Origin of the sequence: Pseudomonas veronii, from assembly GCF_001439695.1 — a bacterium.
In the GTDB taxonomy this organism is placed as follows: domain Bacteria; phylum Pseudomonadota; class Gammaproteobacteria; order Pseudomonadales; family Pseudomonadaceae; genus Aquipseudomonas; species Aquipseudomonas veronii.
In genome coordinates, this window is sequence record NZ_JYLL01000011.1 from 1 (window position 1) to 13,219 (window position 13,219).

The 13,219-nt window shown below is 62.8% G+C and carries 12 protein-coding genes and 1 rRNA gene; 9 read left to right on the top strand and 4 right to left on the bottom strand.

From position 1 onward, the window contains the following. Positions 1-2 precede the first annotated feature (2 nt). From rrf to mrdA, 3 genes are all read left to right on the top strand, one after another. Positions 3-118, top strand: a 5S ribosomal RNA gene (gene rrf / locus TU80_RS15430). A 209-nt stretch (positions 119-327) separates the two neighbouring features. Beyond that, on the top strand, positions 328-705 hold the full coding sequence (locus TU80_RS15435) for a cupin domain-containing protein (RefSeq protein WP_046384128.1): 378 nt from the start codon (positions 328-330) through the stop codon (positions 703-705). Positions 706-934: 229 nt separating this feature from the next. Further along, positions 935-2,827, top strand: a complete 1,893-nt coding sequence (mrdA, locus tag TU80_RS15440) for a penicillin-binding protein 2 (protein ID WP_057004855.1) — start codon at positions 935-937, stop codon at positions 2,825-2,827. Position 2,828: 1 nt separating this feature from the next. Here the strand turns inward: mrdA and TU80_RS15445 are convergent, their stop codons facing one another. Continuing rightward, positions 2,829-3,230 (bottom strand): GFA family protein, encoded by a 402-nt coding sequence (locus TU80_RS15445; RefSeq protein ID WP_057004856.1) that lies wholly within the window; start codon positions 3,228-3,230, stop codon positions 2,829-2,831. A gap of 99 nt (positions 3,231-3,329) precedes the next feature. On the opposite strand from TU80_RS15445, the gene TU80_RS15450 reads away from it, so the two are divergent. The 5 genes from TU80_RS15450 to TU80_RS15470 all read left to right on the top strand — a co-directional run bounded on the left by TU80_RS15450 (position 3,330) and on the right by TU80_RS15470 (position 8,902). Next, positions 3,330-3,803, top strand: a complete 474-nt coding sequence (locus tag TU80_RS15450; RefSeq protein ID WP_046384125.1) for an SRPBCC family protein — start codon at positions 3,330-3,332, stop codon at positions 3,801-3,803. 91 nt (positions 3,804-3,894) lie between these two features. Beyond that, positions 3,895-6,252 (top strand): DNA polymerase II, encoded by a 2,358-nt coding sequence (locus TU80_RS15455; RefSeq protein WP_017846920.1) that lies wholly within the window; start codon positions 3,895-3,897, stop codon positions 6,250-6,252. A gap of 79 nt (positions 6,253-6,331) precedes the next feature. After that, positions 6,332-6,955, top strand: a complete 624-nt coding sequence (locus TU80_RS15460; protein WP_057004857.1) for a glutathione S-transferase family protein — start codon at positions 6,332-6,334, stop codon at positions 6,953-6,955. Continuing rightward, positions 6,952-8,187 (top strand): flavin monoamine oxidase family protein, encoded by a 1,236-nt coding sequence (locus TU80_RS15465; protein ID WP_057004858.1) that lies wholly within the window; start codon positions 6,952-6,954, stop codon positions 8,185-8,187. The genes TU80_RS15460 and TU80_RS15465 overlap by 4 nt, the downstream gene beginning before the upstream one ends. Before the next feature lie 130 nt (positions 8,188-8,317). After that, on the top strand, positions 8,318-8,902 hold the full coding sequence (locus tag TU80_RS15470; RefSeq protein WP_046384121.1) for a DUF4174 domain-containing protein: 585 nt from the start codon (positions 8,318-8,320) through the stop codon (positions 8,900-8,902). 3 nt (positions 8,903-8,905) lie between these two features. On the opposite strand, the gene TU80_RS15475 is transcribed toward TU80_RS15470, so the two are convergent. Together TU80_RS15475 and inhA are read right to left on the bottom strand one after the other, a co-directional pair. Continuing rightward, positions 8,906-10,360 (bottom strand): mannose-1-phosphate guanylyltransferase/mannose-6-phosphate isomerase, encoded by a 1,455-nt coding sequence (locus tag TU80_RS15475; protein WP_057004859.1) that lies wholly within the window; start codon positions 10,358-10,360, stop codon positions 8,906-8,908. 114 nt (positions 10,361-10,474) lie between these two features. Continuing rightward, on the bottom strand, positions 10,475-11,155 hold the full coding sequence (gene inhA, locus TU80_RS15480) for an isonitrile hydratase (RefSeq protein WP_057004860.1): 681 nt from the start codon (positions 11,153-11,155) through the stop codon (positions 10,475-10,477). Positions 11,156-11,244: 89 nt separating this feature from the next. On the opposite strand from inhA, the gene TU80_RS15485 reads away from it, so the two are divergent. After that, complete coding sequence (locus tag TU80_RS15485) at positions 11,245-12,213, top strand: GlxA family transcriptional regulator (RefSeq protein WP_017846926.1); 969 nt, start codon at positions 11,245-11,247, stop codon at positions 12,211-12,213. Here TU80_RS15485 and TU80_RS15490 read toward each other — a convergent pair. Next, the gene (locus TU80_RS15490) at positions 12,210-13,109 is read right to left on the bottom strand and encodes an alpha/beta fold hydrolase (protein WP_057004861.1); all 900 of its coding nucleotides are present in this window, start codon (positions 13,107-13,109) and stop codon (positions 12,210-12,212) included. The two genes, TU80_RS15485 and TU80_RS15490, sit on opposite strands and share 4 nt — an antisense overlap. Positions 13,110-13,219 lie beyond the last annotated feature (110 nt).

The following is a 13,219-nucleotide window of genomic DNA, read 5'->3' on the forward strand; positions in this document are numbered from 1 at the left end:
TTCTTGACGACCATAGAGCATTGGAACCACCTGATCCCATCCCGAACTCAGCAGTGAAACGATGCATCGCCGATGGTAGTGTGGGGTTTCCCCATGTGAGAGTAGGTCATCGTCAAGATTAAATTCCGAAACCCCTGTTTGCTTACGCAGACAGGGGTTTTGTTTTGGGCGGTCGGAAAGGGCGCCTCATTGCGGTGGTCTTCAGTGCTTCCTTGGCAGTGTCTACTAAAGGCTTTTGTATCGCTCTCCTCAAGCTGCAAGATCGTACAAGAGCGCTCGACCCTTCCTTCGATAGTCTGACAACTCTCACCTACCAGAGGATCTGTCATGACTCAGCAGCACCCAGCACAACCTGTCAATCTCGCGCAAAAGGCTTCGCTCATCAGTGAACAGTGGAGCCCGAGAGTCGTCGCCGAGATGAACGACTACCAGTTCAAGGTTGTACGCATCGAAGGCGAGTTCATCTGGCACTCACATCCAGAAACCGACGAGGCGTTTTTCGTGCTTGAAGGGACACTGCGCATCGACCTTCCGGACGGTCCCGTGTATGTGGCACCGGGTGAGCTGTATGTCGTTCCTCGCGGAATAGAGCATCGGACGGCCGCCGAAGGCGAAGCCAAATTGATGATGATCGAACCACGCGGCATCTTGAACACCGGCCATGAAGGAGGAGACCGCACCGCCATGAACGACCTGTGGATCTGAAATCCCCCTGCTGTTCGAGGCCACCGTTGCCATCTGGTAACAGTAGCCTCATCCCCTGATGCTCGGTGCCGTCTGACTCAACGGCACCACACGGCTCTTCCCAGGTACCGTTGGGGAAATCGATGCAAAGTGTTTCTGCATTTTTGTTATGGTGCAGCACATTTTCACAAGGATTGAGCTTTTATCCGCAGGACGCGGCGTCGACCTTTTTCAACGAGATGCTGTAGAAATGCCTCAACCAATCCCGATCAAAGACCACGAAAACGAAAACCGCCTGGTCAACAAGCGCCTGCTCGCCTGCGCCTTGTTGGTGATCGGCATCACCTGCGCCCTGGTGAGCCGCCTGTATTTCCTGCAGGTCGTGCAATTCGAGTATCACTCGACGATTTCTGAAAACAACCGTGTCCACGTACTGCCCATCACACCGACTCGCGGCTTGATCTATGACCGCAATGGCGTCGTGCTGGCCGACAACCGTCCAAGCTACAACCTGACCATCACCCGCGAGCGCACCACCGACCTCAAGGGCGAACTGGACGCGATCGTCAGCCTGCTGCACCTGCCGGCAGAAGACCGTGCCGTATTCGACAAGGCGCTGAAGCAGGCGCGGCATCCTTTTGTTCCGGTTACGTTATTTTATGAGCTGACCGAAGAACAGATCGCCGAACTCGCCGTCAACGAATTCCGCCTGCCCGGTGTAGACGTCGAACCGCAATTCGTCCGCCACTACCCCCTGGGCGCGCATTTCGCTCACTCCATCGGTTACGTTGGCCGCATCAACGAAAAAGAATCCAAGGCCCTCGACTCGGTGGAATACCGCGGCACGCAGTCCATCGGCAAGACCGGCATCGAGCGCTTCTACGAGTCAGAACTGCATGGCCATGTCGGTTATGAAGAAGTCGAGACCAATGCACAGGGGCGCGTACTGCGTGTGCTCAAGCATACCGACCCGATCCCCGGCAAAAACATCGTGCTGAGCCTCGATGTCAAACTCCAGGAAGCGGCGGAAGAAGCGCTGGGCGATCGTCGTGGCTCCGTGGTAGCCCTCGACCCGCAAACTGGCGAAGTACTGGCGATGGTCAGCAAACCCAGCTTCGACCCCAACCTGTTCGTCACGGGCATCAGCTTCAAGGAATACGCCGCCTTGCATGATTCCATCGACCGGCCGCTGTTCAACCGCGTCCTGCGCGGTCTCTATGCGCCGGGTTCGACGATCAAGCCGGAAGTGGCCATCGCGGGTCTCGACAGCGGGGTAGTGACGGCCCAGACCCGCGTGTTCGATCCCGGTTACTATCAATTGCCCGACTTTGACCACAAATACCGCAACTGGAACCACAGCGGCGACGGTTGGGTGGATATGGACGCCGCCATCATGCGCTCCAACGACACCTATTTTTACGACCTGGCCCACAAGCTCGGCATCGACCGCCTGCACGACTACCTGGCCGAGTTCGGCCTCGGCCAGAAAGTCTCCCTGGACATGTTCGAAGAGTCGGCCGGCCTGATGCCGTCCCAGGCCTGGAAGCGCGCGACCCGGCGTCAGCCCTGGTTCCCGGGCGAAACGGTGATCCTCGGCATCGGCCAGGGTTATATGCAAGTCACGCCGCTGCAACTGGCCCAGGCCACTGCGTTGATTGCCAACAAAGGCGTGTGGAATCGGCCGCACCTGGCCAAGACCATCAACGGCGTGGCGCCGGTGGACGAGCACCCGATGCCCAACGTGGTCCTCAAGAACCCGCGTGACTGGGAGCAGGTCAACCACGGGATGCAACTGGTGATGCACGACCCGCGCGGGATCGCCCGGGCGGCCGCGCAAGGCGCGCAATACCGCATCGCCGGCAAGAGTGGTACCGCGCAGGTGGTGGCGATCAAACAGGGCGAGCGCTACAACCGCGACAAAACCCAGGAGCGCCACCGTGACAACGCGCTGTTTGTCGGGTTTGCGCCAGCGGAGCACCCCCAGATCGTGATTTCGGTGATGATCGAAAACGGCGAGGCCGGTGGCCGCGTCGCAGGCCCGGTGGTGCGCCAGATCATGGACGCCTGGCTGCTCGACCACGAAGGCCACTTGAAGCCGCAATATGCGACGCCGAGCAAAGCCCCCGGCGACCCCCACGTCTGACTCACAGCTGCCATTCGTCCCACTGCTGCACGCCCTCATGCGCCAGCCACGGCACATCGTGGGCCGTCCAGATATGCGCGGTGGGCCTGATGCCCGGATCATCGTCCAGCGTCGCCACCCGCACAATCACATGGGGCTGATGCCCGCGCTCGGCCATCAGGTGTGAGCCACAGCGCGAGCAGAAGCGCCTGAATTTGCCTGGCGAGGATTCGAAGGCCGCCAACAGTTCTTCGCCCTGGGTCCAGCGAAAGTGCTCACGCATTACGCCGGCGGTGCTCACAAACGCTGCCGCATGCACCTTGCGACAGCTGTCGCAGTGGCAGTGGCTGATGGGCATGTCCAGGCTGTCCACCTGGTAGCGCACGGCTTTACAGAAGCAACTTCCATTCAACGGGTCAGTCATAACCTAAGGGCCTGGACAACAATGGGGGCATCATCATCGCGCAGAACCCAAGGTTGCGCATTAGTCGATGTCGCCTACTGTCAATGGAGGAGGTGACGTATGCACGTATCAGATCGTATAGAACGGAAAGTCCTACTGAACGCTCCACGCAAAAAAGTGTGGGAGGCACTCACCGATGCCGAGCAATTCGGCCGCTGGTTTGGCATCGCCCTCAAGGGCAAGACCTTTGTCGCCGGGGAAACGATCGAAGCGCCGATCACTTACCCAGGTTACGAACACGTGATCTGGAAAGCCAAGATCGAACGCATCCTGCCGCAGACGCGGTTTTCTTTCTCGTGGCACCCCTTCGCCGTCGAAAAGGGCTTCGACTACGACAAGGAAACACCGACGCTGGTGGAGTTCACCGTTGAAGACCGCGCCCCGGGCATTCTGCTGCGGGTCGTTGAATCCGGCTTCGACGCAGTGCCCGAAGCCCGCCGCCTGAAAGCCTTCAAAATGAATTCCCGCGGCTGGGACGAGCAAATGCGCAATATCGAAGGCTACCTGAGCCACTTCCACCAAGGCATCGCCTGAGGCGATTGCGCTCTGTGTGCGTTAACGTGCCGCGTTTGGCCGGATGCCGGGTAGAATCACGCCCTGAACGTGATTCCTGAGGTGCGGCACGGTGGATTTACAGCAGGGTTTTGTCCTGACCCGGCATTGGCGTGACACCCCGGCGGGGACGCAGGTCAGCTTCTGGCTGGCCACCGACCAGGGGCCGCGGCTTATTCGCCTCCCCGTGCAAAGCTCGGTGATATTCATCCCCGAAGCCCATCGCAAGCCGCTGGATTGGCTGCTCAAAGACGAGCGCGATATCGAATTGCGCCCGCTGGAGCTGTGCGATTTCCATCACCGCAAGGTATTAGGCCTCTACACCCGCCAGCATCGGCAACTGATGGACCTGGAAAAGCGCCTGCGCGCCGCCGGTGTCGATGTCTACGAAGGTGACGTGCGCCCGCCCGAGCGCTACATGATGGAGCGTTTCATCACCGCCCCCGTGTGGTTCGACGGCACGCCCGATGCCAGCGGTGCGCTGCTCGAAGCGCAGATGAAACCCGCACCCGACTACCGTCCGCCGCTCAAACTGGTGTCCCTGGACATCGAGACCACCGCTCAGGGCGATCTGTATTCCATCGCCCTCGAAGGCTGCGGCGAGCGCCAGGTGTACATGCTCGGCCCGCCGAACAAGAGCGACGCGGTGGACTTCAAGCTCGACTACTGCGACACCCGCGGCCAATTGCTCGAACGCCTCAACCAGTGGCTGGCCACCCATGACCCCGATGCGATCATCGGCTGGAATGTGGTGCAGTTCGACCTGCGCGTGCTCCACGAACATGCCCAGCGCCTCAACGTGCCGCTCCTGCTCGGCCGCGGCGAAGAGCCCATGACCTGGCGCGAACACGGCAGCCGCAATCATTACTTCGCGGCCGCGGCGGGGCGGTTGATCATCGACGGTATCGAAGCGCTGCGCTCGGCCACCTGGAGTTTTGAATCCTTCAGCCTGGAAAACGTCGCGCAAACCCTGCTCGGCGAAGGCAAGGACATCTCCACGCCGTACCAGCGCATGGACGAGATCAACCGCATGTTCGCCGAGGACAAGCCGGCCCTGGCGCGTTACAACCTCAAGGACTGCGAACTGGTCACGCGGATTTTCGCCAAGACCGAGCTGCTCAAGTTCCTGCTCGAACGCGCCAGCGTCACTGGCTTGCCAGCCGACCGCAACGGTGGCTCCGTGGCCGCATTTACCCACCTGTACATGCCGCTGATGCACCGCCAGGGCTTCGTCGCGCCGAACCTGGGCGACAAACCGCCCCAGGCCAGCCCCGGCGGGTTTGTCATGGATTCACGCCCCGGCCTCTACGAATCGGTGTTGGTGCTGGACTACAAAAGCCTCTACCCGTCGATCATCCGCAGCTTCCTGATCGACCCCGTAGGCCTGGTCGAAGGCCTCAAGCACCCCGATGACAGTGCGTCGGTGGAAGGCTTTCGCGGCGCACGGTTTTCCCGCACCCGGCACTGCCTGCCCGCCATCGTCGCGCGCATCTCCGAAGGCCGCGAAGAGGCCAAGCGCGAACACAACGCACCGTTGTCCCAAGCGCTGAAAATCATCATGAACGCCTTCTACGGCGTGCTCGGCTCCAGCGGTTGCCGCTTCTTCGATACGCGCCTGGCGTCCTCGATCACCCTGCGCGGCCATCAGATCATGCGCCAGACCCGCGAACTGGTCGAAGCCCAGGGGTATGAAGTGATCTACGGCGACACCGACTCGACCTTCGTCTGGCTCGGCAGCGCGCATTCCCAGGAGGACGCCAGCCGCATCGGCCAGGCGCTGGTACGGCACGTCAACGATTGGTGGCGCGCGCATTTGCACAACGCATTCGGCCTGCACAGCGCGCTGGAGTTGCAATACGAAACCCACTTCACGCGCTTCCTCATGCCGACCATTCGCGGCGCCGAGGAGGGCAGCAAGAAGCGGTACGCCGGGTTGGTGGTGCGCGGCGATGGCAGCGAAGAGATGGTCTACAAGGGCCTGGAAACCGTGCGCAGCGACTGGTCGCCCCTGGCCCGGCAATTCCAGCAGGAACTCTACCAGCGCATCTTCCACCGCCAGCCCCATCAGGATTACGTGCGCGACTACGTGCGGCGCACCTTGAGCGGCGAATTCGACGAGTTGCTGATCTACCGCAAGCGCCTGCGCCGCCGGTTGGACGACTACGAGCGCAACGTCCCGCCCCACGTGCGCGCCGCGCGCCTGGCCGACGACTACAACGACCGCATGAACCGCCCGCGTCAGTACCAGCGCGGCGGTTGGATCAGCTACGTGATCACCGTCAACGGCCCGGAGCCGCTGGAAGTGCGCCAGGCCCCGATCGACTACGACCACTACGTCACGCGGCAATTGCAGCCGGTGGCCGATGCGATTCTGCCGTTTGTGAATGACGACTTCGGCACCCTGGTCGGCGGGCAAATGGGCCTGTTCTGAAGTACTTGCCTCGCGTGGCTAAGCGTCTACGCTGTTGGCGTGCTCGGCAACTGCTACATGACATTCAGGAGGAACCCCCATGTACACGCTCTACGGCACCGACGACTCCGGCTCATGCATGATTGAAATTGCCCTGCCGCGTTGCGCGGTGCCGTGGCATCGGGTGGACGCCAGCTCCTGGCAGGACGGCGAAGGCAGTGCAGCGCTCGCACGGATCAACCCGCTCAAACAGATCCCCACGTTGGTGACGCCCGACGGCCAGGTACTGACGGAAAGCGCGGCGATCCTGATCCACCTGGGCCTGGAATTCCCGGCCGCCAACCTACTTGCCGGCAACCGCGGCCAGATCCTCCGCGGCCTGGTGTATATCGCCGCCAATTGCTACTCGGCGATCGGCATCATCGACTACCCGCAACGCTGGCTGGGCAACGCCGATGAGGCGGCGCAAGCGCAATTGATCAGCGGCACGCGCCACTACCTGCACCAGGCCTGGAGGGTGTTCGCCGATCAGTTTGCCGACCAATTGTTCGCCCCCGACCAACAGCCGAATGCCCTGGGCATCATGGCGGCGGCGGTGTCGCGCTGGGATGCGGCGCGAGAGGCGTTGCAAGACTCGCGGCCGGCGTTCGCCCAGACCCTGGCCCGGGTGGACGCCGACCCGCTCGTAGCGCCGGTGTTCGCTCGGCATTGGCCGCAGCAATGACAGTGCCGCGTCCTATCGCCTGGCACGTCACGCGCTGGTGCGACGACCCCTATAGCCAAGGTGCCTACAGCGCAATGTTGCCGGGAGGCGATGTGAGCCTGCGGCGCCTGCTCTCGACGCCGATTGATAATCGTCTGTTCCTCGCTGGGGAAGCCTTCAACCACGATCATTGCGCCATGACCCACAGCGCTTGGGACAGTGGCATCCGCGCGGCGGATGCGGTGGCCGGCACCCGCGCCCGCAAGGTCATCGTTATCGGTGCCGGGTTTGCCGGCCTGAGTGCCGCACGTGCGTTGCAGGCGCAGGGTTTGGAGGTGCGCGTACTCGAGGCGCGCAACCGCATCGGCGGGCGCGTGAACAGTGTGGCCCTGGGTGACCATACGGTGGATGCGGGGGCCGCCTGGTTGCAGCACTATGCCCTCAACCCGCTGGCCCGACGTGCCGAGCAGTTGGGCCTGGAGCGACGGCCTACCGATTTCTCGCAACCATTGGCTGCCGCGTGGGACGGCCCCGTACCGGACATCAATGGCGCGTATGAACGCTTGAAACAGGCCATTGATCGTCATCAACCCTTGGCGCAGGGCATCGATCAATACCTTGCGACCCTCAATGCCCCCGAACGCCGCGCTGCCCGCTATGCCATCGACGCTAACCTGATCCTCGAAGCCGGGTTGCCCCTGGACCAGTTGTCGACGCATACGCTCGACGAGGAGGGCGTTGGCCACGGCGACCAGTTTCTGCCTCAAGGCTATCGGCAATTACTGGAAGACGCCGCCAGCGGCCTGAATATCCACCTCAATCACCCCGTGCAGCACGTTGCCTGGGACGAGCACGGCGTGTGGGTCGATGCCCTCAATGCAGATGCCTGCATCTGCACGGTGCCGATACCGGTACTCAAACACCTGCACTTTACGCCAGGCTTGCCGACGGCTTACCGAGAGGCCCTGGCGTTTTTCACCATGGGCCGCCTGGAAAAGGTCGTGCTGCAATTCGACCAGCGCTGGTGGCCGGTTTCCCGCGATGGTTATCTGCGTTGGTACGATCACCCCGCCAATTGGGGGGAGTGGCTGGATTTGACCGATGCCGTGGGTGCGCCGCTGATTGCCGGGTTGATCGCCGGTGATGCGGTGGACCGGCACTATCGAGGCAAGCTTGACGAGCAGATCGCACTGCAAGCCTGCGAAAAACTTGCGGCCTGGGCCTGCGCAATCAAAGGAAACAATGACTGCTAGCACTCGTCACCCCTTGCGTAGCCGGCGTCCTGACCTACGCTTTCTCAAGGCGGTGTAGGAATCATCCTTGAATTTGGCTGTCGCAGACATGAAACTCAAGAACCCTGCATGGAATTCAAAGGAGGTACGCATGCTCATCCGGTCGCTGACCCTGGCTACCTTGATGGCTTTTACGGGGCCGTTGTTGGCTGCTGATGATATCAACCCGCTCAAGCAGGATTTGGGCAAGGCCCGGCCGCTGGTGGTGGTGGAGCTTGATTCCGGCAATGACACATTGGCCAAGCTCAAGAAACAGCTGGACGAGCCTGCCACCAAGCAGTCCTTTGAAGAGCGCGGCATGGTGTTGTACACCGTGAAGTTCGGCAGCATCGGTGCCGAAGGGGAGAAGTTCGCCAAGGACCCCAAGGACAACAAGAAGCTTGCCCCACCTGAAACCAACGCGCTGATCCGCGCCCTCAAATTAGGCGCCGGCAGCGGCACCAAAGTGATCCTGGTCGGCAAGGACGGCGAGAAGAAAGTCGAGAAGACCGTGCCGCCGGATACCCTCAACTTAAGCGAGTTTTTCAGCGCCATCGACCAGATGCCGATGGCCGAGAAAGAAGCGGCTGCCGTTGCGGAACCCGAACCTGTCGCCCCCGCGCCAGGCAAGAACGCCAAGCCCGCCAAACCGGCGAAACCCGGCAGCAAACCGGCCCCTCAGCCATTGGATGACTGAGGCTTATCCTTCGGCGGGCGCGCGCCCATAGATATCGTCGAAGCGCACAATGTCGTCTTCGCCCAGGTACTTGCCGCTCTGCACCTCGATCATCACCAGCTCGATGCTGCCGGGGTTGGTCAGGCGGTGTTTGTGCCCGGCCGGAATGTAGGTGGACTCGTTGGCGTTGATCAACAATTCCCGCTCGCCATTGGTGATCTGCGCGGTACCGCTGACCACCACCCAGTGTTCGCTGCGGTGGTGATGCATCTGCAACGACAGTGACGCCAGCGGCTTGACCACAATGCGCTTGATCTTGAAGCGCGCACTCTCCTCCAGCACCGTGTAGGTGCCCCATGGCCGCGTCACCGTGCGGTGCAGGTTGTACGCCGGATGGTTCTGGCGCTTGAGCTCGGCCACGATGTGGCGCACATCCTGGCTGCGGTGGGCATCGGCGATCAGCAGGGCGTCGGCGGTGTCGACGATGATCAGGTCGCGCACGCCCACCACGCCCAATACCCGCCTGGGCGAGTCGATGTAGCAGTTGTGAACGTCATGCAGAATCGCTTCGCCATTGACCTGATTGCCCTGGGCATCGCTGGGGGTGAGCTGGCGCAAGGTTTCCCAGGAGCCGATATCGCTCCAGCCGATATCGCAGGGCACCACGGCCACCTGCGTGGACTTCTCCATCAACGCCACGTCGATGGACAGGTCCGGCGCGCCGCCGAAGCCATCGGCATCCAGTTCGCGCTGGCGCGAGGTTGTATTCTGCAGGCTCTGGCTGTGCGCCAGCGCGGCCTTGGCGGCCGCCAGCACCAGCGGGGCGTGGGTGGTCAGCTCGTTCACCAGGGTGCTGGCCTTGAAGCAGAATATGCCGGCGTTCCACAGGTGCTGGCCGCCGTCGAGGTAGCCTTGCGCGGTGGCCAGGTCGGGTTTTTCGACAAAGCGTTTGACCCGGTTTCCCGCACTCAACGCGGCGCCTTGTTCGATGTAGCCGAAGCCGGTTTCCGGGCGATCAGGCTCAATACCGAAGGTCACCAGGTAGCCGGCTGCGGCCAGCTCGCGGGCCTGGCTCACGGCTGCGGCGAACGCGCTTTCATTGAGGATCAAGTGGTCGGCGGGCATCACCAGCAACGGTGCGTCGTCGCCGAAGTGCTCCAGCACATGCAGCGCCGCCACCGCCATCGCCGCTGCCGTGTTGCGGCCGAAGGGCTCCAGCAACAAGTCCAGGGGCAGGCGGGCTGTGTTCACCAGGCGATAGTCATCCAGCGTGCGAAACAGCAGGTCACGGTTGGTGACCGTCAGCACGTTTTCCACCCCGGGCAGGCGGCTGGCGCGCAGGAAGGTTTTCTGCAGCAGGCTCTGGCCATCGCGCATACGCATGAACGGCTTGGGCATGTTTTGCCGGGAAACTGGCCACAGTCGGGTACCCGAACCGCCGGAAATGATGCAGGGAATTAATCCGTCGTGGGTATTCATCAATAAACTTCTTGGGGGGGAAAGGGCAGCCCGCGCTTCGGAATCGAGCTTCGTCGCAATCGCGCTGCCCCGTATCATCGGCGACCCGCCGCGCAGCGGCAACTGCGACGCGTATCAACCCAGGCGCGCTGCCGCCCGCGCAGTGATTTCTGCGCGGACCTTGCGCGACTCGGCCGTGCGTTTGTTGGCCTCTTCCAGCACGGCCTTCGGCGCGGTATCCGGCCGGCCGGCATTGAACGGTGGCGCCGGGGCGTATTCGATCTGCAACTGCACCAATTGCGCTGTTGCTTCGTCGTACAGCTCAGCGGCCAGGGTCAGGGCGAAGTCGATCCCCGCAGTGATCCCGCCGCCGGTGAGCAGGTTGCCGTCACGCACCACGCGCGCCTGAACCGGAATGGCGCCGAGCGGGGCGAGCAGGTCGTGGTAGGCCCAATGGGTGGTGGCCTTGCGCCCGCGCAGCAAACCGGCCGCACCGAGCACCAGCGAACCGGTGCATACCGAGGTGACATAACGCGCGGTGAGCGCCTGGACCCTGAGGAAGTCGAGGGTCTGCGGGTCTTCCATCAACGGGCCGACGCCGCTGCCGCCAGGGACGCAGAGCACATCCAGGTGTGGGCAATCGGCGTAGGTCATGGTCGGCGTGAACACCAGCCCGGTGCTGGAGGTGACCGGCGAAAGGTCTTTCCACACCAGGTGCAACTTCACATCCGGTAGTGAGCCCAAGACGTCATAGGGGCCGGTGAGGTCCAGTTGCTGGATGCCGGGGAACAACAGAAAGCCGATCTGCAAGGTCATGAATGAAGCTCCGATAAGGGGTGGACGGTTTCACTCTAGAGGCCTAGGCTTTGGCGAATACGCCATTGAACCCACGAATCACGCCAAACATGCCGCGCATCATTCATGTACTCGCTTTTGATAATGCCCAAGTGCTCGACGTGACCGGGCCCTTGCAGGTGTTCGCCTCGGCCAACGACCTTGCGCGCCAGCGCGGTGCGCCGTTGCCCTACGCGGTTTCGGTGATCGCCGCCCAGGCGGCGCCGGTGATGACCTCCGCCGGCCTGGCGCTGGTGGCCGAGCCGTTGCCCGCCGTCGACACGCCTTGCGACACCCTGCTCATCGCCGGCGGCTGGGGGGTCTACGGCGCCGCCGAAGACCTGGCGCTGGTGGACTGGGTGCGCGAAAAAGCCCGGCACACCCGGCGCATGGCCTCGGTGTGTACCGGGGCTTTTCTGCTGGCGGCCAGTGGCTTGCTCGACGGCTGTCGCGTGGCGACGCACTGGACACGCTGTGAAGAGCTGGCGCGCAAGTTCCCGGCGCTGACGGTGGAGGCCAACCCGATTTTCATCCAGCAGGGCACCGTGTGGACGTCGGCCGGTGTAACCGCCGGGATCGACCTGTGCCTGGCCTTGGTGGAACAAGACCTGGGCCGCGCCGTGGCCCTGGAAGTCGCGCGGCACCTGGTGGTTTTCCTCAAACGCCCCGGTGGCCAATCGCAGTTCAGCGTGACCTTGTCATTGCAAAAAGGCGACAGCCGCTTTGCCGAGTTGCACGCGTGGATCGCGGAGCACCTGACCCTCGACCTGACCCTCGCCACCCTGGCCGCCCAGGCCGGCATGAGCGAGCGCAGCTTCGTGCGTCACTACCGCGCCGAAACCGGCCAGACCCCCGCGCGCGCGGTCGAACTGATCCGCGTCGAAACCGCCCGCCGGCAACTGGCGGACAGCAGCACATCGATCAAACGCATCGCCGTGCAGTGCGGGTTTGGTTGTGAAGAGACCTTGCGGCGCAGCTTCCTGCGGGTCTTGTCAGTCACGCCGCAGGCTTATCGCGAGCGCTTTTCGCCAGCGGCCTAGGCGAGCAATTCCAGGAGTGCCTCAAGGGTCGCTTGCGGCGCTTCCTGAGGGATATTGTGGCCGACGCGGGGCAACACCTGCCGCCGATAGAAGCCGCTGAAGTGCTGCGCGTCGTCATCCTCCAGCGGCGGCGGGCCCACGCCATCATCGGCGCCGTACAGCGAAATCGTCGGCACCGTGATCGGCGGTTGCAGCGCCAGCGCCTGTTCGATGGGCGCCAGTGCGGGATCGCCCGGTGCATACATGAAGCGGTGACGGTAGGAATGAATCACCACGTCGACAAAGTCCGGGTTATCGAACGATGGCGCGCTCTGGCCATAGAGGCTGGGGCCTGCCGCCCAGGAGGGCGACCACAGTGACCACAGCAATTGGCAAAACGCCCGGCGATTGGCGGTCAACCCATCCACGCCACGCTGGGTGTGGAAGTAGTACTGGTACCACAACCGATGCTCCGTCTCTGGCGGCCTGGGCTCGAGCGACTTGGCAATGTCCTGGATGTTGTAGCCGTCCCCGCTCACCAACCCGCGCACGCGCTCCGGCCACAGTGCCGCGACAATACAGGCGGCACGCCCACCCCAGTCGTAGCCCGCCAGGGTGGCCCGCGGGATACACAGCGCATCCATGAACTCCAGCAGGTCCTTGGCCAACGCTGCCTGTTGCCCGGAGCGCATCACCTGCGCGTTGATAAACCGCGTCGGGCCATAACCACGCAGGTACGGCACCCACACCCGACAACCGCGCTCGGCCAGGGCCGGGGCGATATCGTCATAGCTGCGAGGGTCGTAGGGGAAACCGTGCAGCAGGATCACCGGTTCACCGTCGACGGGGCCGTGGGCTTCATACGCCACATCGAGCATCGAGGTGCGTACATAAAACAGCGCAGGGGCGATGGGCATGATGGGCTCCTATCGGGTGGGCGATGACTGCCGATGACACTACCGCCGATCGATTAACGCCACAAGGCTGAGAGGGTCGTGGGCCAAGAGTGTCCGGCGTTCAGGTTGCC